Origin of the sequence: Allokutzneria sp. A3M-2-11 16, assembly GCF_024213555.1 — a bacterium.
In the GTDB taxonomy this organism is placed as follows: Bacteria; Actinomycetota; Actinomycetes; order Mycobacteriales; family Pseudonocardiaceae; genus Allokutzneria.
The window spans coordinates 3,339,628-3,360,636 of the sequence record NZ_JANAVO010000001.1 but is presented as its reverse complement, the minus strand read 5'-3'; the positions used below and the strand labels follow the sequence as shown (position 1 = coordinate 3,360,636).

17 protein-coding genes are annotated in these 21,009 nt (G+C 68.0%); 15 read left to right on the top strand and 2 right to left on the bottom strand.

The annotated features are described in order from the left end of the window. The first annotated feature begins 289 nt into the window (after positions 1-289). The 10 genes from NLX83_RS16570 to NLX83_RS16525 all read left to right on the top strand — a co-directional run bounded on the left by NLX83_RS16570 (position 290) and on the right by NLX83_RS16525 (position 13,685). The gene (locus NLX83_RS16570) at positions 290-553 is read left to right on the top strand and encodes an acyl carrier protein (RefSeq protein WP_254235739.1); all 264 of its coding nucleotides are present in this window, start codon (positions 290-292) and stop codon (positions 551-553) included. Positions 554-602: 49 nt separating this feature from the next. Further along, complete coding sequence (locus tag NLX83_RS16565; RefSeq protein ID WP_254235738.1) at positions 603-1,727, top strand: LLM class flavin-dependent oxidoreductase; 1,125 nt, start codon at positions 603-605, stop codon at positions 1,725-1,727. 12 nt (positions 1,728-1,739) lie between these two features. After that, a complete protein-coding gene (locus NLX83_RS16560) occupies positions 1,740-2,957 on the top strand; it encodes a cytochrome P450 (protein WP_254235737.1) in 1,218 nt (405 codons plus the stop codon). Between the two features lie 4 nt (positions 2,958-2,961). Continuing rightward, positions 2,962-4,917, top strand: a complete 1,956-nt coding sequence (locus NLX83_RS16555) for an amino acid adenylation domain-containing protein (protein ID WP_254235736.1) — start codon at positions 2,962-2,964, stop codon at positions 4,915-4,917. 14 nt (positions 4,918-4,931) lie between these two features. Further along, entirely contained in the window at positions 4,932-9,755 is a 4,824-nt protein-coding gene (locus tag NLX83_RS16550; protein ID WP_254235735.1) for a non-ribosomal peptide synthetase, read from the top strand. A 32-nt stretch (positions 9,756-9,787) separates the two neighbouring features. Next, complete coding sequence (locus NLX83_RS16545) at positions 9,788-10,726, top strand: thiamine pyrophosphate-dependent dehydrogenase E1 component subunit alpha (protein ID WP_254235734.1); 939 nt, start codon at positions 9,788-9,790, stop codon at positions 10,724-10,726. 35 nt (positions 10,727-10,761) lie between these two features. Continuing rightward, complete coding sequence (locus NLX83_RS16540) at positions 10,762-11,712, top strand: alpha-ketoacid dehydrogenase subunit beta (protein WP_254235733.1); 951 nt, start codon at positions 10,762-10,764, stop codon at positions 11,710-11,712. A gap of 29 nt (positions 11,713-11,741) precedes the next feature. Then, on the top strand, positions 11,742-12,329 hold the full coding sequence (locus NLX83_RS16535; RefSeq protein WP_254235732.1) for a TIGR03086 family metal-binding protein: 588 nt from the start codon (positions 11,742-11,744) through the stop codon (positions 12,327-12,329). 69 nt (positions 12,330-12,398) lie between these two features. Further along, the gene (locus tag NLX83_RS16530) at positions 12,399-13,055 is read left to right on the top strand and encodes a hypothetical protein (protein ID WP_254235731.1); all 657 of its coding nucleotides are present in this window, start codon (positions 12,399-12,401) and stop codon (positions 13,053-13,055) included. After that, positions 13,056-13,685 (top strand): class I SAM-dependent methyltransferase, encoded by a 630-nt coding sequence (locus NLX83_RS16525; protein ID WP_254235730.1) that lies wholly within the window; start codon positions 13,056-13,058, stop codon positions 13,683-13,685. Here NLX83_RS16525 and NLX83_RS16520 read toward each other — a convergent pair. After that, positions 13,674-14,783 carry a glycosyltransferase gene (locus NLX83_RS16520; RefSeq protein WP_254236241.1) on the bottom strand — a complete coding sequence of 370 codons (1,110 nt, stop codon included), beginning with the start codon at positions 14,781-14,783 and terminating at the stop codon, positions 13,674-13,676. The genes NLX83_RS16525 and NLX83_RS16520 overlap by 12 nt on opposite strands. 172 nt (positions 14,784-14,955) lie before the next feature. On the opposite strand from NLX83_RS16520, the gene NLX83_RS16515 reads away from it, so the two are divergent. The 5 genes from NLX83_RS16515 (at position 14,956) to NLX83_RS16495 (ending at position 20,142) form a co-directional block, all read left to right on the top strand. After that, a complete protein-coding gene (locus NLX83_RS16515) occupies positions 14,956-15,495 on the top strand; it encodes a dihydrofolate reductase family protein (RefSeq protein WP_254235729.1) in 540 nt (179 codons plus the stop codon). 136 nt (positions 15,496-15,631) lie between these two features. Further along, positions 15,632-16,318: a hypothetical protein gene (locus NLX83_RS16510; protein ID WP_254235728.1), complete on the top strand. Its 687-nt coding sequence runs from the start codon at positions 15,632-15,634 to the stop codon at positions 16,316-16,318. A gap of 326 nt (positions 16,319-16,644) precedes the next feature. Next, positions 16,645-17,469, top strand: coding sequence for a PP2C family protein-serine/threonine phosphatase (locus NLX83_RS16505; RefSeq protein ID WP_254235727.1), 825 nt, complete (start codon positions 16,645-16,647; stop codon positions 17,467-17,469). Positions 17,470-18,094: 625 nt separating this feature from the next. Next, a complete protein-coding gene (locus NLX83_RS16500) occupies positions 18,095-19,579 on the top strand; it encodes an MFS transporter (protein WP_254235726.1) in 1,485 nt (494 codons plus the stop codon). Further along, the gene (locus tag NLX83_RS16495) at positions 19,576-20,142 is read left to right on the top strand and encodes an NADPH-dependent FMN reductase (protein WP_254235725.1); all 567 of its coding nucleotides are present in this window, start codon (positions 19,576-19,578) and stop codon (positions 20,140-20,142) included. The genes NLX83_RS16500 and NLX83_RS16495 overlap by 4 nt, the downstream gene beginning before the upstream one ends. 13 nt (positions 20,143-20,155) lie before the next feature. On the opposite strand, the gene NLX83_RS16490 is transcribed toward NLX83_RS16495, so the two are convergent. After that, positions 20,156-20,989, bottom strand: coding sequence for an aldo/keto reductase (locus tag NLX83_RS16490; protein ID WP_254235724.1), 834 nt, complete (start codon positions 20,987-20,989; stop codon positions 20,156-20,158). Positions 20,990-21,009: the final 20 nt, after the last annotated feature.

Genomic DNA, 21,009 nt, shown 5'->3' with positions numbered 1-21,009 from the left:
ACTTAAGGCGAGGATCGCGAGCCGAACATAAGCCCCCCGGACCGGAGACGATTCGGGTACGATGGTGTCAACTCGCTCGCCTGTGCGGACTCCGGCTCACCGGAACGTACGGCAGGGAGTGTACTGGGGTGACTACCGCCAGCCACAAGGGGAATGGCAAGCGCGGCCTGCGTAGATCAACTGGAACCGCCGCTCCACCCTTTGCTGCGCTCACTGGCAGCGAAAACCGGCATTCCACACTCGGGTGCAGTGTGCCCATATGGCGCAAGATTCAACACTAAGGGAACACATGACTGCGGAAGATACACGGGCGGAACTGCGCAAGCAAATCTTCGAAGCCCTGTACGAGGTTGCCGGCAGCCTACTGGAAAGCCAGGACATCGGGCCGGACACGGAGTTCCCCGAGACGGGGATGAGCTCGATCGAGTTCCTGGCGTTCATCGAGAAGATCGAGACGAAGCTCGACGTCTTCATCGACCTCGAAGAAAACCAGGACCTGACCACCGTCAACAAGTTCTGTGATCTCCTGCTGGAAGAGGCGCAGGCAGTCTGAGGCAACAGCACACTCCTCCTCCGACACAAGATTACGGGGTTTTCGCATCATGCACGCAAAGGCTTTCGGCTGCTTCCTGCCTCCGTTCCACGACCCTTCGGTCAGCCCGTACGCCGCCCTGAAGCGCGATATCGAACTGAGCGGGCTGGCCGACGATCTGGGCTTTGACGAGATCTGGCTCGGCGAGCACCACTCCAGCGGGTGGAGCACGCTCAGCGCTCCCGAGATGCTCATCGCGGCGCTGGCCCGGGAAACGCACCGCATTCGACTCGCCACCGGCGTGATCCCCCTTCCCTACCACCACCCCCTGCACGTCGCGGAACGGATGGTGCTGCTCGACCACCTCACCGACGGCCGGGCGATCCTGGGCGTCGGCACGGGCACGTACGTGCACGACATGGAAATGATCGGGGTGGACCCGAGCACGCTCCGGGCGAACTTCCGAGCGTCCTTGGACGTCGTGCAGGCGCTGCTCCGCGGCGAGACCGTCGACACCACGACCCCGTGGTTCACCGCGAAGAAGGCCGTGTTGCAGCTCCGGCCGCTGCGGGGCTCCATCGAGACCGTCGTCGCGTCGTCGCTGAGCGACCCCGCGATCGAGATGCTGGCGGACACCGCGACCACGCCGACCGTGCACGTGGTGCCGCCGTGGGGTGCCATCCGGCCGGGCATGGACAAGGACCCGGTCGGCGCGATGGTCGAGCGCGTCGACGCTTACCGGAACAAGTCCGGCGGCGACACGCGGGTCCGGTGCAACGTTTTCGTCCACGTCGCCGACTCGGCGGCCGCGGGTATCGACGAACTTCTGCCTGGTTTCTCCGATCTGCGCCGCGGTTTGTACAAGAACATTCTGGGCATGCCCATTCCGGACTCCCCGGTCGCGCACCGCAAGACGATGGAGAGCCTGGTCGACTCGGGCGCGTTCATTGTCGGGGACACCGCGACCTGCACCCGCATGATCAGCGATCTGCTGGCTCGGCTGGGCGACCCGGTGTCGCTGAACTTCTTCGTTCCCCGTTGGGTGTCGCACCAGGCGACCCTCGACCAGTTGACGGCGCTTTCCCACGAGGTTCTGCCCGGACTCTACGGCGCGCTCGACGGTACCGCCGAGTCCATGAAGCTCACCGCGGAAGAGGCCGCCCGTCAGATGAAGCGTCGGACCGAAATCGGGTAAGGGTGGCAATCGATGAGCTCCGCTAAACTGAGTTTGGACTTCAGCTCCGACGAGTTTCTCGCCGACCCCTGGCCCATCTACAAGGAGCTCCGGGCAGCTGACCCGGTGCACTGGTCGGAAGCCTTCCAGGCTTTTCTGGTCACGCGGTACGAAGACGTCGTCGAGCTGCTGACGGACCGACAGGTCATCAGTGGATTCCCGATGCGCAGCAGTCGCCGGTTGTTCGGCCCGACGCTGCTGGACGCCGACGGCCCGCGCCACCGCGAATTGCGAAAGTTGTTCACGCCGTTGTTCGTGGGCGCCTCGGTTCGGCGGCTGCGCGAGGAGATTCTCATTCCGGCGGTGGACCAGGTTCTCGACTCGATCGAGGCCGAGATGGGGTCCGCGGACAACGTCGAGATCGAGTTCATGGAACGCGTCGCGGTCGGCGTGCCCTATGCGATGGTCACCCGGCTCTTCGGGGTGCCGCCGGAGGAAGCGGCCTGGCTGCGGCCCCGGGTTCTTCCGCTGGCGGGCGCGATCGAGTTTCCGGCGACCTCGCTGGAGACGGCGCTCAGGACCAAGGCGGAGCTGGTCGACTATCTGAAGGACAAGCTCGCGAATCGCCGTGAGGGCGACCGGATGCCGTTCCTCGATCTCGTCTTCCCGCCGGGCGAACCGGTCGACGAGTCGCTGCTGGGATCGGCCACGCTGTTCCTGCTCGCCGGGACCGAGACGAGTGTCGCCACCATCGGCAAGATCATGTACGCCTTGTTGGCGCACAACGTCGAATTGTCCGCATTGGCGGACCCCGAATACCGGGACCAGGTGGTTCGCGAGACGCTGCGGTGGGAACCGCCGAGTCACACCGTCCTCAGGTACGCCTCCAGGGACCTGGACCTCCACGGCGTGCACGTCAAGCGCCGGTCCGCGCTCCTGCTGTCGCTGGGCAGCGCCAGTCGCGACGAGCGGACGTTCGAGGACCCGGACACCTGGCGGCCGGGGCGGCCGGACCAGCGGATGCTGGCCTTCTCCTCCGGCCCGCACACCTGCCTGGGCATCCAGCTGGCCCTCGCGGAGTTCGACACGCTGTTCGAGCGGTTGTCGCTGCGGTTCGGCGGCGTCCGGCGCAGCGGCTCGCTCGACGGCATCCGGCCGGGTTTCTGGCGGCTGCGCGAGCGCGGCCACATCTTCCGCAGGCCCGACCACCTCCATGTGCGACTGGATCGCCGACGTGCGGGGAGCAGCTAGGCCGATGCTTGACGCCGCTCCTTACGATCTGACGGCCGAACTCCCGGCCGGGTCCGCCGACCGCGACCGCGCGGCGCTGGTGGTGGCCGCGTTCGCGGTGACCCTGTGCCGGTGGACCGCGGTGGGCGAAGCCGCGATCGCGGTCGGCGGGAGGGTGATCCGGCTCCAGGTCGACGACCACGCGCTCATCGACGACTTCCTGCGGGCGGATCACCCGACCCGCGGCGCCGACGACGGACCCGTGGACCTCGTGATCGCTTCCGAGCACGCTGATCTTCGGTCCGGCGAGGTGCGCTTCACCACCGAGGTGCCTGACGCCGCGCACGGGTTCATCGCCGACGTCGCCGCCGCGGTGGACGAGATGACCTCCCTCGACGGTCCGCTTGAGGACGTGCGCTGCATCGCGCCGGAACGCCGCCGAATCCTCGATGCGCTGGTGGGCGCCGACGTTCCCGCGGTCGACATCGAAACCCTGTTCCTGGAACAGGTTCGGCGGCGGCCGCGGGAGGTCGCGGTCCGTGACGCGAGCGTTGAGCTGACCTACGAGCAGCTCGCGCACGCCGCCGACCAGTACGCCGGTGTTCTGCGGAGCGCCGGGGTCCGGCCCGGTGACACGGTGCTCGTCGCGACCCGGAGGTCGGTCGGCGAGGTGGTGGCGCTGCTGGGGATCATCCGCCTCGGCGCCGCGTACGCGGGGTTCGACGATGACGCGCCGGAAGCGCGGCTGAGCAGGATCATCGGCAAACTGGCGCCCGCGGTCGCGGTGACCGACGCCAGCACGGCGGACCACCCGGCCCTGCACGAGCTCACCTGCGTCGACTCCTGGCAGCCCGGACAGCACGACGACAGGCCGCTCGACTGGACGCCTGGCTCTCCGGACCCGCACCGCACGGCGTACATCGCGTTCACCTCCGGATCGACCGGCGAACCGAAGGGTGTGGTCGTCCCGCACCACGCGGTCACGCGGCTCGCGCTCACGACCGAGCTCCAGGTGCGCCCCGGTGATCGCGTCCTGCGCATGGCGCCGCTGGCTTTCGACGCCTCGACGTACGAGATCTGGGTTGCCTTGCTCAACGGCGCGACCCTGGAAGCCTTCCCCGCCAAGCTCCCGACGGTCGGCAAGCTCGAAAAGTTCTTCAAGGACAACAAGATCTCGGTCGCCTGGCTGACTGCCAGCCTCTTCCGGCTGGTCGCCCAGTCCCGGCCGCGGGCGCTCGCCGGACTCCGCTGGCTGGTGAGCGGCGGCGAGGTCGTGCCGCACGAGGCCGTGGCGCGCGTGCTCGACCTGCACCCCGGGTTGGTGATCACGAACGGGTACGGCCCCACCGAGAACACCACCTTCACGACCACGCACACCGTGCGGGACAGCGCGGAGATCGACGGGCCCCTCCCCATCGGCAGGCCGATCGCCGGTACCAAGGTTTTCGTCCTCGACCACAACGCCCGCCTCCTCCCTCCCGGCGCGGTCGGTGAGCTGTACGCGGCCGGATCGGGTCTGGCTGACGGGTACCTCGACGACGAGACCGAGACGAAGGGCCGGTTCGGCCACTTCTCGCCGGATGTCGGCGAACGCCTGTACCGCACGGGCGACCTGGTCCGGCTCGACCCCTCCGGAAACGTGGTTTTCCTTGGCCGCGTGGACAAACAGGTCAAACTCGACGGGCACCGCATCGAGCCCGAGGAGATCAGCACCGCCCTCGTTCGCCACCCCGACGTCCGCGACGCCGTGATCGTCGTTTCCCGGCAGGCGAACCGGAGCGCCCAGCTCGTCGCGGCCGTCGTCCTGCGCCCCGGCACCGACGCGGACCCGCGGTCGTTGCGCACGTACCTGTCAGATCTGCTGCCCAGCTACGCGATTCCCGCACAGTGGGTCGTGGTCGACGAGATTCCCCTCACCCGCAACGGAAAAGTCGACGAACAAGCTCTGCTCGAATCCGCGACGCGGCCGGTGAGCGCCTGATGAAGGAGAACTCGATGAGGTTGTCGCTCGGGCAGGAGCGCCTGTGGCTGGTGCAGCAGCTCGACCGGACCAGCGCCGCGTACAACATCCCGATCGTGCTGCGGTTCCGCGACGGCATCGACTTCGAGCAGCTGGACCGGGCGCTCGACGCGCTCGTGGCGCGCCACCCGGTGCTCAGCTGGACCTTCGACGTGGACGAGTCGGGCCTGCCCGCCGCGATCCCGGTGACGGGCTTCCGCATTCCGGTGGTGCGACGGACCGCGGGCACCGGTGACGAATGGCAGAAGCACGCGGGAGAGCTGGCCGCCGAGCCGTTCGACCTCGCCGCGGCGCCACCCGCGCGTGCCGTCGTGGTCGAGTGCTCCGACGGATCGGCCGTGCTGTGCCTGGTGTTCCACCACATCGTCATCGACGGCCGTTCCCTCCAGATCATCGTCGAGGACGTGACCACCCTCTACCCGTCGCCGACGCCCGTGCCGATCGAGGCGAAGTACGAGGACTACGTCACGGCGCAGCGCGCGAGCACCGATGACGAGGCCGCCGCGAAACACCTCGACTACTGGCGGAAAGAGCTCGACGGGTTCGAACCGCTGCGGCTGCCGACGGACCGGCCGCGATCGGCTGTTCCCGAGTTCGCCAGCGACCACGTCTACTTCGAACTGCCCGCCGAGCTCACAGCGAGGCTCAACTCCTTCTCCCTGCGGAACCGGTGCGCGCTCTCCAGCGTCATGGCGGCGGTGTTCCAGGGGCTGATGTCCCTCCAGACCGGCCAAGACGACGTGACGATCGGAACGGTGCTGGCGGGCCGCGACGACCGCCGCTTCGCCGACGTCCTCGGCTTCTTCGTGAACACCGTGGTGTTGCGCACCCGCATCACCCCGACGACGACGTTCCGCGAACTGCTCAAAATGGCGCACGCCAAGGTGTTCGAGGCGTACGCGCACCAGCGGGCGCCGTTCGACCAGGTGGTCGCGGAGGTCCAGCCGGAGCGGGAACCGGGGCGCAACGCGATCTTCGACGCCGTGGTCGTGCACAACGGCGAGCTCCCCGTGCTCGGCGAAGGCGAGATCACCTTGTTGCCGTGGGCGGGCGTGAACACCCGGTTCGACCTGGAGCTGGTCACCCACCTCCAGGGCGGCAAGCTCTACGGCACAATGACGTTCCGCTCCAGCCTCTTCCACCGCTCCACGATCAAGCGGCTCGCGAGCCGGTTCGTCAGGCTCATCGAACAGGGGCTGGAGAACCCCATCGAGCCGATCTTCGGAGCACTCCGCGAACCGCTCGACTACTGGCGGAAGCAACTCGCCGATGTCCCTGCGGCGCTGGAACTTCCGACAGATCGCGCGCGCCCGCCGGTGTCGTCGTCCCGCAGCGGCTCGACCTCCTTCGTCGTGGATGCCGGTGTCGCGGAAAAGCTCCGTGAGCTGAGCAGTCGCCACAGCGTCCCCCTCTTCACGACGCTGCTGGCGTCCTTCAACCTCGCGCTGTCCCGCTACGCGCGCACGACCGATGTGACGGTCGGAGCACCCACGTCCGGCTCGATTGGGTTCGACACCAACATGTTGGTGCTGCGCACTGACTTGTCCGGCGATCCCACTTTCCCGGAACTGCTCGGCCGTGTGCGGGAAACCACGCTCGGCGCGTACGAGCACGACGACGTTCCCTTCGAACGCCTCGTGGAAGAACTGGTGCCTGAACAGGACTTCAGCCGCCACCCCCTCACCCAGGTCGCTTTCCAGCTGGTGGATGCGCCGTTGTCGGAGGTGTCGCCCGCGAGCACCGAGGCGAAGCCGTTCGATCTCGAATGCCATGTGGCAGAACGGAACGGCGTGCTGGAGGTGCGGATCGACTACGGCGCCGATCTCTTCGACCGCGTCACGATCGAACGGTTCACCCAACACTTCCAGCAGCTGCTCGCCTCTGTCGGGGCTGACCCGGAGCGACCGCTGTCCGCCTTGTCGATGATGAGCGACGCCGAAGTCCGGCAGCTGGTGGAAACCTGGAACAACACCAGCACGACGTTGCCGACTCCGGCGACCGTGCCCGCGCTGTTCGCCGAGCAGGTCCACCACCGACCTGACGCGAAAGCCTTGGTGTGCAACGAAGAGTCGCTGACCTACGCCGAGCTCGACACCAGGTCCAACCAACTCGCGCACCGCTTGCGGGCCCTCGGCGCTGAGCCCGGGACCCTCGTCGGAGTGTGCCTGCCGCGTTCCCTCGGGCAGATCACCGCTTTGCTGGCCATTCTCAAGACCGGCGCCGCGTACCTGCCGATCGACCCGGACTACCCCGAGGAACGCCAACGGCTCCTGCTCGCCGATGGTGGGGCCGAGCTGGTGATCACCACCGACCTGATCGGCGATCCCACCCTCGACGAGGAACCGCGGACCGCGCCCGAGTCCGGAGCGGGGCCACGAGACCTGGCCTACGTCATCTACACATCCGGCTCGACCGGACGCCCCAAGGGTGTCGAAATCGAGCACCAGGCGATCATCCGGCTCGTCACCGGGCTGCCGGACGGCATTCTCGGCCCCGGCGAAGTGCTGCTGCACGCGTCGGCGATCTCCTTCGACGCGGCCACTTTCGAGATCTGGGGAGCCCTGCTCAGCGGCGCCACCTGCGTCATCTCCACCGAGCGGGTGCTCACCGCCCGGCCGCTCGCCGACGCGATCACCCGCCACCGGATCAGCACGCTCTGGCTGACCTCGTCGTTGTTCAACCACATCGTCGACGAGGACACCACCGCGCTGTCCGGGCTGCGCCACCTGCTCGTCGGCGGCGAAGCGCTGTCCGCGAACCATGTTCGCCGCGCCGTCACCGCACTGCCCGGCACGCAGATCGTCAACGGCTACGGCCCCACCGAGTGCACCACGTTCGCCACGTGCCACCTCGTCACCGCGCCGCTTCCCGCTGACACCAACGGTATTCCCATCGGTCGACCGATCGGCAACACGCGCGTGTACGTCCTCGATGAGCACGGTCGACTCGCGCCCACCGGGGTGCCGGGCGAACTCCACGTGGCCGGACCTGGTGTCGCACGGGGCTATCGCGGACAACCGGAACTCACCGCGGAGCAGTTCGTCCCCAACCCCTTCGACACCACCAGCGACCGGCTCTACCGGACCGGGGACATCGTCCGCCACAACGCAAACGGCGACATCGAGTACCTCGGGCGCGTCGACGACCAGGTCAAGATCCGCGGCTTCCGTATTGAACCCCGCGAGGTCGAAGCCGCCCTGCTGACCCACCCGGACATCTCGCAGGCCGCCGTCATCGCGCGCGAGGACAGCCCCGGACAGAAGAGGCTCGTCGCCTACCTCGGGGTCTCCGGGGTTCTCGACGACCTCGATCTGCGTGCCCACCTGCGACGTGAACTGCCGGAGTACATGGTGCCCTCGGTGTTCGTGTCGCTCCCCGAGCTTCCGTTGACCATCAACGGAAAGCTGGATTCCAGGGCGCTTCCCGAGCCCGACAGCGCTACCCGGTCGGACACCGCCGCGACGTCTGCCGCACCGCAGAACCCGACTGAGGAAGCGTTGGCGGCGATCTGGGCGGGGGTTCTCGACCTCCACACCGTTGGCAGGGACGAGAACTTCTTCGACCTCGGCGGGCACTCGCTGAAGGCCGCGCAGCTCGTCGTCCGGATTCAGGAGACGTTCCAGCTGAATCTGCCGTTGCGGACGCTGTTCGAACGGCCCACGGTCGCGAAGCTGGCCGAAGTGGTCAGTGGTGGGACAAGCACAACCCATGTCCGCTCGTTCGACGCCCAGTCCGTGCTGCGCGATGTCCTCCCGGATTCGTTGCCAGCGCGCAAATCCGGCGGGATCTCGGACGTCCTGCTCACCGGAGCGACCGGCTTCGTCGGGGCGTACCTGGTCCGCGAGCTGCTGACGCGGACCAGCGGACGCGTGCACTGCCTCGTCCGGGCAGCGGACGAACAGGCGGCCTGGCAGCGGTTGCGCGACAACCTCGACCGCTACGGCCTGTGGCAGGAGATCGACCACGAGCGGATCACGGTCGTGGTCGGCGATCTCACGGCACCCGGGCTCGGCCTCACCGCCGAGACCTTCGGCAGGCTGGCGGAGGAGATCGACCTGATCTGCCACAACGGTGCCCGGGTCGATGCGCTCGCCAGCTACGAACAGCTCGAAGCGGCCAATGTGGACGGCACCCGCGAACTGATCCGGCTGGCGGTCACCACGCGGCTCAAGCAAATGCAGTTCGTGTCAACCATTTCCGCCGCCGACGAAGGTGGTGACAGCGGCGGGTACGCGCGGACCAAGTCGGACGCCGAGCAGCTGATCACCACCGCGCACGAGCGCGGACTGCCGTCAGCGGTCTACCGACTGCCCCGGATCGTCGGAGATTCGCGCACTGGGCAGGGAAACACGCGCGACATCATGTTGCGGGTGCTGCGGCTCATCCTCGAACTCGGCGCCGCACCCGACACCGAGCTGGAAGAACCGTGGATCGCGGTGGACGAGACAGCCGGTCTGCTCGCCCAGCTCGGTGCGGAGGAGCAGCGCGACGGCAGCCGGTTCGTGCTGACGAGCCAGCGACCGGTGCGCCTCACGCACCTGCTGCACCTCCTGCGGGGCACCGGAAAGCCGATCGACACGTTGCCGGTGGCCGACTGGCTCTCGAAGCTGGAGACCCACTCCCCCGAGGAGCACGCCATCCTGAAACTGCTCTTCGACTCCACTCTCGAGGCCGCCGACAACGGTCAGCGAGGGCCTAAATTCACTCCGATCGTCGCATCGGGCCCCGACGACAGCGCACTACTTCGTTACGTCGACACGATGCTCGTCCGGGAAAGCGAAGGGCTGTTGCACAAATGACTCGTGAACACCAGATGGCCCTGTACCGGTCCATGAAACTGATCCGGGAGTTCGAAGAGCGCTGCCTGGACATGGCGATCGCCGGTGAGATCATCGGCGGTATCCACCCGTACATCGGGCAGGAGGCCGTTGCCGTTGGCGTCTGTTCGCAGCTGACGGAACGGGACTTCATCACCAGTACCCACCGCGGACACGGACACGTGCTGGCGAAGGGTGCCGACCCCCGCCGACTGCTCGCCGAACTCCTTGGCACCCTTGAAGGTTTCAACAAGGGTCGTGGCGGCTCGATGCACGCCGCGGACATGAAACTGGGCATCCTGGGCGCCAACGGAATCGTCGGAGCCGGTGGAGCGATCGGCTCCGGCGCCGCCTGGGTCGCCAAGGCCCGGGGGAACTCCGAGGTCGTCGTCAGCTTCTTCGGCGACGGGGCGATGAGCCAGGGCGTGCTGCTGGAAGCGTTCAACCTGGCCGCGATCTGGTCCCTGCCGATCCTGTTCGTCTGCGAGAACAACATGTACGCGACGAGCCTGAAGCTCGAATCGGGACTCGCGGGCAGCGCGGCACGGCGCGCCGAAGGCTTCGGAATGGTCGCGCGCACGGTCGACGGCATGGACGTCGAGGCTGTGGCCGACGTGACCGGGGAACTGATCCAACGGTGCCGCGAAGGCAAAGGCCCGGCGTTCCTGGAATGTTCGACTTACCGGTTCTTCGGACACCATTCCGTCCTGGAACTGCTGGGCGTCGAGTTCCGCGATCCCGACGAGGTGGTCAGGTGGCGCGAACGGGACCCGATCGTCGCGCTGGGCGCGAAGTTGGGCGACGACGTCGTCGCCGAGATCGATGAAGCTGTCAAGGGCACGATCGACGAGGCGGTCGAGTTCGCGAAGAACGCCCCGTCACCTGATCCGAAGGACGCGCTGATGTATCTGTACTCGGGAACGGCCGCGGTCCGGCCGGGGGTGATCCTGTGAGCGACCTGCCTTCTCCGTCGCCTGCCGTCGGATACATGCACGCGATGAACCGCGCCCTGCACGCCGAGATGGCGGCCGACGAGGACGTGCTCCTGCTCGGCGAGGACGTGGGGGTCGGCGCCAGCGGGGTCACCTCGGGGCTGCTGCCCAGGTTCGGCCGGGAACGGGTGCTGGACACGCCGTTGTCCGAACAGGCTTTCACCAGTTTCGGGACCGGCGCCGCGATGATGGGCAAGAAGCCCGTGATCGAGTTCCAGATCTCCACGCTGATCTACCTGGTTTTCGAGCAGATCGTGAACCAGGCCCACAAGTTCTCGTTGATGACCGGCGGACAGGTCAGCGTGCCCGTCACGTATCTCGTCGCGGGGTCGGGTTCGAGGTCCGGGTGGGCGGGCCAGCATTCGGACAGCCCCTACAGCCTGCTCGCGCAGGCGGGGATCAAGACCGTGGTTCCGGGCACGCCCGCGGACGCGTACGGACTGTTCCGGTCGGCGATTCGCGATCCCGACCCGGTGGCCGTGTTCGCGCCTTCCGCGTTGTTGGAGTCGACGGCCGTGCCCGACTCGGGGGCGGAGGAGATCGTGCCCCTGGGAGAAGCGAACGTCCTGCGGGAGGGCGGCGACCTGACCGTGGTGGCGGTGGGCCAGCACGTGGGTACGGCGCTTGAGGTCGCGGACAGCCTCAGCGACCGGGTCGACATCGAAATCGTCGACCCGAGGACGGTTTATCCGTTCGACTGGGACTGCCTCCGCAAATCGGTCAACAAGACCGGGCGCCTCGTCGTGATCGACGACTCGAACCGCATGTGCGGGTTGGGCGCGGAGATCGTCGCGACGGCGGCCGAGGAGTTCGACCTGGTGGCACCGCCGAGGCGGGTTTGCCGACCGGATGGCACGGTCATCCCGTACGCCCTCGCGCTCGACAAGGCTTTGGTGCCGGGCCCCGAACAGCTGATGCAGGCCATCAGCGCGACGTTGAAGCTGTAACTCGGACACCGCGGCACCAGGGGAGAGCATTGGAAACCAACGACATCGTGGATCGCTACCGGCGCGCACAGGACGCTTTCGACGCTGTACTCGCCAAAGTCCCGCAGCACGGGTGGGACTCGGCATCGGCGTGCGAGCTGTGGACGGTGCGTGACGTGGTGGGTCACGTCGTCTGGGGCCTGGAGGTTCTGCGCCATCACGCGACGGGCCAGGAGTACACGGAACGAACCGGCCCACCGGGGTCGGAGAATCCCGGCGAGCTCGCCGGTGACGACGCGCTGGCGGGGTGGCGCGCGGCCCGCGAGGCAACCGCCGCCGTCCTCACCGATGAACTGATCGACGGGCCTGCCCCACAACGGTTCCTGGCCAACCGCCCGGACGCGAAGGTCACGGACGTCCTGGAACTGATGACCTTCGACACCGTGGTCCACACCTGGGACATCGGCTCCGCGCTCGGCATGGACGTGCAGCTGGAGCCCGATCTCGTCGCGCGGTCGTTCTCCCTCGCCCGCCTGGTCATCACCCGCACGCCGACCACCTTCGGTCCCAGGGTGCCACCGCCGCCGGGCGCCGACGCGCAGGCCAAGCTGCTGACCTTCGTCGGCCGGAAGGTCTGACAGCCGGTCATGGCATCGTCGTGCATGGCGGCCGGAACTCCTCGCCGCCGTGCACGACGGGAACACGACATGACGACTTTCATGGAAGAGCAGATCGCGCGGCTGGCCGGTTCCGGTTGGGCTCGCAGCCGGTCTGTTGCCGCGGCCGGGCTGCCCGCGATCACCGAGGACTACCTGCTGACGGCCTTCCCCGCCGCGAGGTGGGATGCCGCCGAGGAAGCTGTTTCCGCGCTGCGGTCGCACTTCTCGGGGGCCAGGTTCGCCGATGAGGTGACCTACGGCGTCCTTCTCGTCCCCGATCCGGCGAAGCTCGACACCCGCGTGGTTCCCGCCGACTTCGTCGACGACCGCCTCCCGCCGGGCGAGTTGGGAGTTCGCGCGGCCCCGTGGTCGATGATCGCGACGGTGACCGGCGCGTACGGCCCCGCGATGGGGAGCTACCAGGACGTGCTCGACGCCCACGCGACGAGGTTCACGGTGCTCGGTGTGGACACGCGGAAACTGATGATCCGGCAGCTCTGGGGCGCCCGGGTGTTGCAGTGCGGCGAGCAGCCTCCGGACTGCGAGCACAACGCGCGGTGGACCTTCACCCTGTTCCCCGGTGAGCCGCTGACCGAAGGGTGCGCGGTGTCAGGCACGGTCTTGAAGGACAAAGTCCGGTTCCGGTTGGGAAAGCCCTCCCGTGGGATCGGATCGGCGCGTATCGCTCCGGCGGTGGAGGTGTAGATGGGTGACCAGACACGCCACAGCTATGACCTTGTGGCAAACCGCTATGCGGTCGAGCTCCGCGACGAACTGCGGCGCAAGCCGTTGGACCGCGCGATGTTGGACGCGTTCGCCGAGATCACCGAGGGTGGGCTCGTCGCGGATCTGGGCTGCGGTCCCGGTCATGTCGCGGCATATCTGGCCGACCGTGGACTTCGCACTGTCGGCATGGACCTCTCCCCTGCCATGTGTGCGAACGCGTCAGTGCCGACGTGCGCGGCGGACCTGACTGCGCTGCCCATTCGGCCGGGCGCGCTCGCGGGCTTGGTGTGCCTCTACGCGGTCATTCACCTTGGTCCAGCGCAGCGTGCCGCGGCTTATGAGGAGTTCGCGCGAGTGCTGCGTCCCGGTGGGCACGCGTTGATCTCTTTCCACACAAGCGATGCCGAAGTTCCCGTGGGCGGGACAAGGCAGCTCAGCGACTGGTGGGGCCACGACGTCGATCTGACGTTCCGGTTCCTCGATCCCGCTGAGGAGAGCCGGATGCTGACCGCGGCCGGGCTGGAGGTCATCGCCCGCCTCGACCGCAGTCCGCACCCCGGCGTCGAACACGCCAGCCAGCGCTGCACGCTGCTCGCCCTACGCCCCTAGCTTCTCCAAGTCCGTCACCGCCTCGTCGAGGTCCGGCAACGCGAGCACCGCGCGCTTCGCCTGCCTCGCACGCGCCACAAAACCCGGCTCCGACAGCACACGCGTGCACGCCGACCGAACGTGCTCGGGGCCATCGATCCGCAACCCGAGCCCGAGTTCCTCCACCCGCACCGCATTCGACGGCTGGTCGGCGACGCCCGGCCACACCACCATCGGCACTCCCGAGCGGAGTGCCTCGCGGATGCCGTTATAACCGCCGTGGGTAAGGAAAAGGTCTGCGACTTCGAGGACCAGCGGCTGCGGCACGCTCGGCGTTACGTGCACATTGGACGGCAGCGGCACACCTGCCACATCAAGACCCGCGGTGACGACCACCGCCGAACAGTCCACTTCGGACAGTTCTTCGGCCATGGCGCGAAGGCGGGCGGTGGCGTCGATCGTGCGCGGAGCTCCGGGCAACGGCATCGTCAGTGCGGTGCCCATCGCCACGAGCACCAGCGGCCCCTCCGGCAACCACCCCGGCAGCTGCTCCCCCGGCCGGGTCAGCACGGGTTGCCGGTAGGCGCGCGCGGGCGGGGCGGGCGCCACCGTGAAGGAGAACTCCCCTGGCACGTAGTCGATCCGCCCGTCCGGGAACAGGGTGGGAAGATCGATCTGGACGTGGTCGCTCAGCGCGGAGCGCATCATCTCCGGGTCCACCACGTTGACCAGGCCGCCGGGCAGCGTCACGCAGGGAACGCCGAGGCGTTCGGCGACCAGGATCGCGCCCAGCTCCGCGTCGTCGCGAAGCACGAGGTCCGGGCGGAACTCCCGCGCGATCGGCAGGACGCGCTCGGCCTCGTCCGCCGGGATGGACGTGACCGACAGGCGCAGCAACGTCGCCATGGGGTCGAGGGAAGGGGCATCGGTGAGCGCCTTGCGCAGCCCGGCCTCGAACCCGCCGAGCACGCCCTCCGCGCGCACGGGTTCGTCGGCGAAGAGAGCGGCCAGGTTCGGCGGCGCGGCGACCAGGACCTCATGCCCACGCGCGGCGAGCGCCCTGGCGATGGGGACGACGGAGCGGGTGTGCGACGGCGATCCGGAGACGGTGCAGAGCACGCGCAAAGGAGGCTCCTCAGGAAGAAGGCGACTCTCCAGTCTCACCGGAATCCTTGGGCCACAACGAGGAACTCGCACCAAGGTGCAGAGTGACCCACGTCACAGCATGCCGCCGATGAGTTCTTCGGGGAGCTGGCGTCTACCTGAGTGACACCACCTCGGGAGGCATGCCATGACCAGGATCGTCCACTTCGTGCACCAGTCCGCGGACGGGTTCATCCACGGGCCGAACGGCGAGTTCGACTGGCCGATGATGGGCCCCGAGCTGTCGGCGTACTCGCAGAGCCTGACCAATTCCGCGGACGCGTTTCTCTACGGACGCGTCGTGTGGGAGCTGATGTCGAGTTACTGGCCGAAGGCGGAGGAATATTCCACCCACGAGCACGACCTGGCATTCGCGCCCGTCTGGCGGGAAACGCCGAAAGTGGTCGTGTCGAGAACGCTCACCGAGGCGGGCTGGAACACCCGGATCGTCGGCGATGTCGCCGAACTCGCGGACCTCGGGCAGAAGCTCGTGCTGTTCGGCGGCTCCGACCTGGCGGCGAGCCTGACCGAACGGGACATGATCGACGAGTACCAGGTGTTCGTGCACCCGGTCGTGCTCGGTGGCGGAAAGCCGGTGTTCCGCGATCCCGGCAAGCGGTTCTCGCTGAAGCTCGCGGAGTCCCGCGTGTTCGACGCCGGAGTGGTACTGCTGCGTTACCAGCGATAGGCGTTACACCCCTGCGTCGATCGTGACTTCCCCGCCGGGGGTTTCACTCTTTCCACTTAGCCTTTCAGGAAAAGCGAAACGCGCATTCAACGGGCCTCGACTTCCTTGACGACACCACCGCGTCGAGGGAGAGAACATGACCGTCATCCAGCTCCGGCCGACCCCCACCAGGTTCGGCGGTCTCGCCATCGCCTCGCTCGTGCTCGGGATCGTCGGGGTCTGCGGTTCCCCGATCCTGTTGCTGAACAACGCGACCGCCGTCGCGGCCGCGGTCGGGTTAGTGCTCGGCGCGGTGGCGCTGTTCGGTTCGAAGAAGGTCATGGCCGGGTTCGGCGTGGGGCTCTCGGTGCTCGGCGTCGCCCTCACGCTCGTCGCGCAGAACGCCGCGGTGCGCGAACTGGAAGGGAGCGATCAGCGGGTCGAGCAGTTGACCTGGGGGAAGCGGCACACCTGGCGGGACGGGCTCGCGGTGGAGGTCTCCGCCCCCGCCGCGTGCACGCCGGGCCCTTACGCCGCCCCCGCGAAGATCGCGCGAGCGGTGAAGTTCACCGTCACCGTCACCAACGGAACGGACAAGCCGTTCGAGACCGCCGTGCTGAGCGTGGGCAGCGACGCTCAGTTCGACGGCCGGACGGCGGAGGCGGTCTTCGACCACAGCGGCGGCTGCGGCGGCAACGGCGGTTTCGGCTCGGCGACGGTGCTGCCGGGCAGGACCTACACCTACGACGTCTCCTACTCGATCGGGGCCGAACCGGGGGAGATGCAGCTGACGCTGCGCCCCTCCTTCGTCGCGGACAAGGCGGTGTTCACCGGACGGACGTGAGGCTCGTCCGGCCGGCACGGGCAGTCCTTCGGGCAACCGTCGGCCCGCAGCTCGGTGATCAGTACGCTGGGCAGTGCGACGCCGACGGCGACAGCTGTCGCCACCAGCAGGATGTCGAAGGCCATCGGGGAGCTCCCTTCGTCACCCCTACCGGCGTGCCACCCGACTGAACAATGTTCACCCCGCCCCGGGCCCGGCCGGTCCGGGCGGGAGATCATAAGGTGGGAGCGGCCCAGAAAACTTGATCAACTTCTCGCGCAACGACCCGGTGTCCGCAACGTCCTCTTTGTGTGGTCCGCGAGTTTCACCAGCAAGGGGGGCACGGCATGACCAGTGAGCTGACGGGGCAGGACCGGGTCGAGCTCGACCTCGGCGCCGTCGCCGGGGTCAGCGACCGGGGCCTGCGCCACCACCGCAACGAGGACGCGATGGCCGTGCGCCGCGTCACCCGCTCGGCCGAGGTGATCGCCGTGGTCTGCGACGGCGTGTCCACTTCGGACAACCCGGACCTCGCCTCGCGCACCGCGTCCACCATCGCCGCGGACACCCTCCTGGAGGGGCGGGAGACCGGTGCCGACCCGATCACCGCGACCCACGCGGCGATCACCGCGGCCGCCGAGGCGGTGGCGGCGCTGGAGCGCCCCAAGGAGGAGAGCGACACCGGGCGCCCGCCCGCGTGCACCTTCGTCTCCGCCGTGGTCACCGACGAGACGATCACCGTCGGCTGGGTGGGCGACAGCCGGGCCTACTGGCTGACCGCCCCGGCGGAGAAGTCCGCGTGCATGACCCTCGACGACGCGTGGGCGGCGCAGATGGTCGCCGCGGGCCACCTCACCGAGGAGGAGGCGCACAACCACCGGATGGCGCACGTGCTGATGGCGTGGCTCGGCGCGAACGCGGGCGAGATCCGGCCGCACGTGGTCACCTTCCGCCCGGAGGGACCCGGCGTGGTGGTGGTGTGCAGCGACGGGCTGTGGAACTACGTGCCGTCCGCGGAGGAACTGGCCGAGATCACGCTCTCCAGCAGCCTGGAGTCCCCGATGGACGCCGCGCGGGTGCTGACGCAGCGCGCGCTGGACGACGGCGGGCGGGACAACATCACCGTCGTGATCGTCCCCTTCCCGCAGGGGCACGCGGGCCAACGTCCTTGATCAACACGCCAAACTAAAGTTTTCTTTTAGTTTCGCGCGGACCGGCTACGCCAAACTAAAACTGGATCAAGGCCGTGCGGGGTGTCTACCGGTTCAGGGAGTATCTGGACCTGCCGGACGAAGAGAACGACCACCTCGTCAAGTGGGCACTCTGGAGTCGGCACCGAGCCGTCGTGTCGCACACGACCGCACTGGCCGTCCACGATCTGAGTATCGCCAACCCCGACCGGGTCCACCTCAGCGTTCCACTGAAATTCCGGCAGTCGAGCCAGGAGGTCGCGCCGCACGCGGCACAACGCACGAGCCTCGAGCCGAACTCGCCATCGAGCGAGCACTTCAGACCGGCAACGGTGACGCCGGGGTTGGAGTGTCTTCAAGACCACCCACCCCCCTTTCGATCATCGTTAACCACCCCCAACCCCTCAGTCGAGTGCGGTTAAAGACCGTGGAGACGGGGGTTCAGGGGTCTTGAAGACCGGCGAACCCGATGGCTTACCAACAGCCGCGGCGCATTCGAACGGCTCGCGGCGCGCCTCGCTGAGGCCGGTTCGGGCGAGAGGGGGCTGAAGGGCTGATCGCGTCGCCCGCTTGACCTTAACTATTGTTGAGGTTGCACGGTGGGCGCATGACGACGACGGAAGCCGCGAGCCCGCTGAGCCACCGGCAGCTCAGACTGGTGGTCTTCGGCCTGCTCAGCGGCACCTTCCTCGGCGCACTGGACACCATGATCATGGTGACCGCGATGCGCACCATCGCCGACGAGTTGCACGGCCTCACCCTTCAGGCCTCGGTGACCACCGCCTACCTGATCGCGTCGATGATCGCGATGCCGTTGTACGGCAAGCTCTCCGACATCTACGGCCGGAAACGGCTCTACCTGGCCGCCATCGCGGTCTTCCTGCTCGGCTCGCTGCTCTGCGCACTGGCCCAGAGCATGGGGCAGCTCGCGGTTTTCCGTGCCGTGCAAGGACTTGGCGGCGGCGGGCTGATGGCGTTGGCGCTCGCGGCGATCGCGGACATGGTGCCGCCGGAGCAGCGCACGCGGTGGCAGGCGCTGTTCGGCTTCTCCTTCGCGGGCGCCAGCATCAGCGGTCCCGTTCTGGGCGGACTGCTGGCCGGGCTGGACAGCCTCCTGGGCATCGACGGGTGGCGCTGGCTGTTCCTGGTCAACCTGCCGATCGGCCTGGTCGCGATGGTGGTGGTCGGGAAGTACTTCACCGTGCGGACACCGCGAACCCGGCAGCCGGTTGACTTCCGGGGTGCGATCGCGCTGGCCGCGGGGCTGGTTCCCTTGCTGCTCCTGGCCGAACAGGCTCGCGAGCTGTCCTCGGTGGTCGCGCTGCTGCTGGCCACCGCCGGGGTGCTGGGGCTGGCGGTCTTCGTCCGCGTCCAGGTGCGCAGGCAGGACTCCGCACTGCTGCCGCCGAAGTTGTTCCGCGACAAGGCTTTCACGCTGATCAACGTGGTGAACTTCCTCGGCGGGGTCGGTGTCTTCACCGCGCTGGCGTTCGTGCCGCTGTACCTCCAGCTCGTGCAGGGCCTCAGCCCGACCGGCGCCGGGCTGCTGATGCTCCCGCAGTCGCTGGCGACGATCACCGGTTCCCGGATCGTAGGACCCTTGCTGGCCAAGGGAATCCGCTACAAGCACGTGCTGGCCACCGGCCTGGGGCTCACCGGTGTCGCGTACCTGGCGCTCGCGTTCGCCGGGCCGACGACGCCGATGACGCTGATCACCGTGCTGGTACTGGCCAACGGGATCGGCGGCGGCATGTTCTTCCAGATCGTGCTGGTGATCCTGCAGGACGCCGTCGAGCCGCAGGACCTCGGCGTGGCCACCAGTCTGTCCGGCTTCTCCCGTCAGCTCGGCGGAGTAGCGGGGACCGCGGTGTTCCTGTCGCTGGTGTTCAGCCTTGCCGGTGAACGGATCGGCGGCGGTATCGACCTGAACGACACCTCGTTCCTCGCCCAGCTCGACCCGCGCGCCGCTGCCCCGATCGTCGAGGGGCTGGCGCGCGCGATGAACACGGTCTTCCTCAGCATCGGCGTCGTGGTGGCACTCGCCGCGGCGCTCGCCCTGTCCATCAAACCGTCCAGAAAGGACACTCCATGAGCACGATCAAGCTGGCCGTCATCATCGGTAGCACCCGGGAAGGCAGGCGCGCGGACGTGATCGCGAACTGGTTCACCAAGCGTGTCGAGCAGAGCGCGGACTTCGACATCGACATGATCGACCTCGCGGACCCCCTGCTCGGCGAGCGCCACCCGATGAAGTCCACCCCCGAACTCGACCGGTTCAACGAGCGCGTCGCGGACGCGGACGCGTTCGTGGTGCTGACGCCGGAGTACAACCACGGGTACCCGGCTTCGCTGAAGTTCGCGATCGACTCCTGCTACTACGGCTGGCAGGCCAAGCCGGTCGGGTTCGTCTCCTACGGCGGGATCTCCGGCGGGCTGCGGGCCGTCGAGCAGCTGCGCCAGGTCTTCGCGGAGCTGCACGCGGTCTCGGTGCGCGACACGGTGAGCTTCCACAACGTGTTCGGCGCCTTCGACGGCAAGGGCGAGCCGCACAGCCCTGACGAGGTCAACGCGGCGGCGAAGACGATGCTGGACCAGATCAGATGGTGGGCCGAAACCCTGCGCGAGGGGCGCGCGAAGCGGGCCTACACCACCTGATCCGGCGCGGGGGTCACGCGGCGTTGAACTCGTCCGGGTCGAAGCCGGTCCGCTCGTTCTTGTTCAGCGTCGCGATCCGGTCGAGGTCGGTCTGGTCCAGCTCGAAGCCGAACACGTCGAAGTTCTCGGCGATCCGCTTGGGCGTCACCGACTTCGGGATCACCACGTTGCCCAGCTGGAGGTGCCAGCGCAGGATCACCTGCGCGGCCGACCGGCCGTGCTTGGCGGCGATCTCGGCCAGCACGGGGTCCTTCAGCAGTTCACCGCCCTGGGCGAGCGGGCTCCACGCCTCGGTGTGGATGCCCAGCTCCGCGTGCACGGAACGCAGCTTTTCCTGTTGCAGCAACGGGTGCAGCTCGATCTGGTTGACCGAGGGCACGACACCGACCTCGTCGATCACCCGGCGCAGGTGCGCCTCCTGGAAGTTCGACACGCCGATCGCGCGGACCCGGCCGTCACCGAGCAGCTTGTTGAACGCCTTCCAGGTGTCGACGTAGAGATCGCGCGCCGGCGTCGGCCAGTGGACGAGGTACAGGTCGATCCGGTCCAGCCGCAGCTTCTCCAGGCTGGCGTCGAAGGCGGCGAGGGTCCTGTCGTAGCCCTGGTCGGCGTTCCACACCTTGGTGGTGACGAACAGCTCGTCCCTGGGGATGCCGGACTTCTCCAGCGCGGTGCCGACGCCTGCCTCGTTGCCGTAGATGGCCGCGGTGTCGATGCTGCGGTAGCCGGTCTCCAGCGCCGAGGTGACCGCCGCGGCGGTCTCGTCGTCGGGCACCTGGAATACGCCGAAACCCAGCTGCGGCATGGCCACTCCGTTGTTCAGGGTGACCGTGGGAACGCCGCTCATGATGTGTCCTTTCCTGTGGA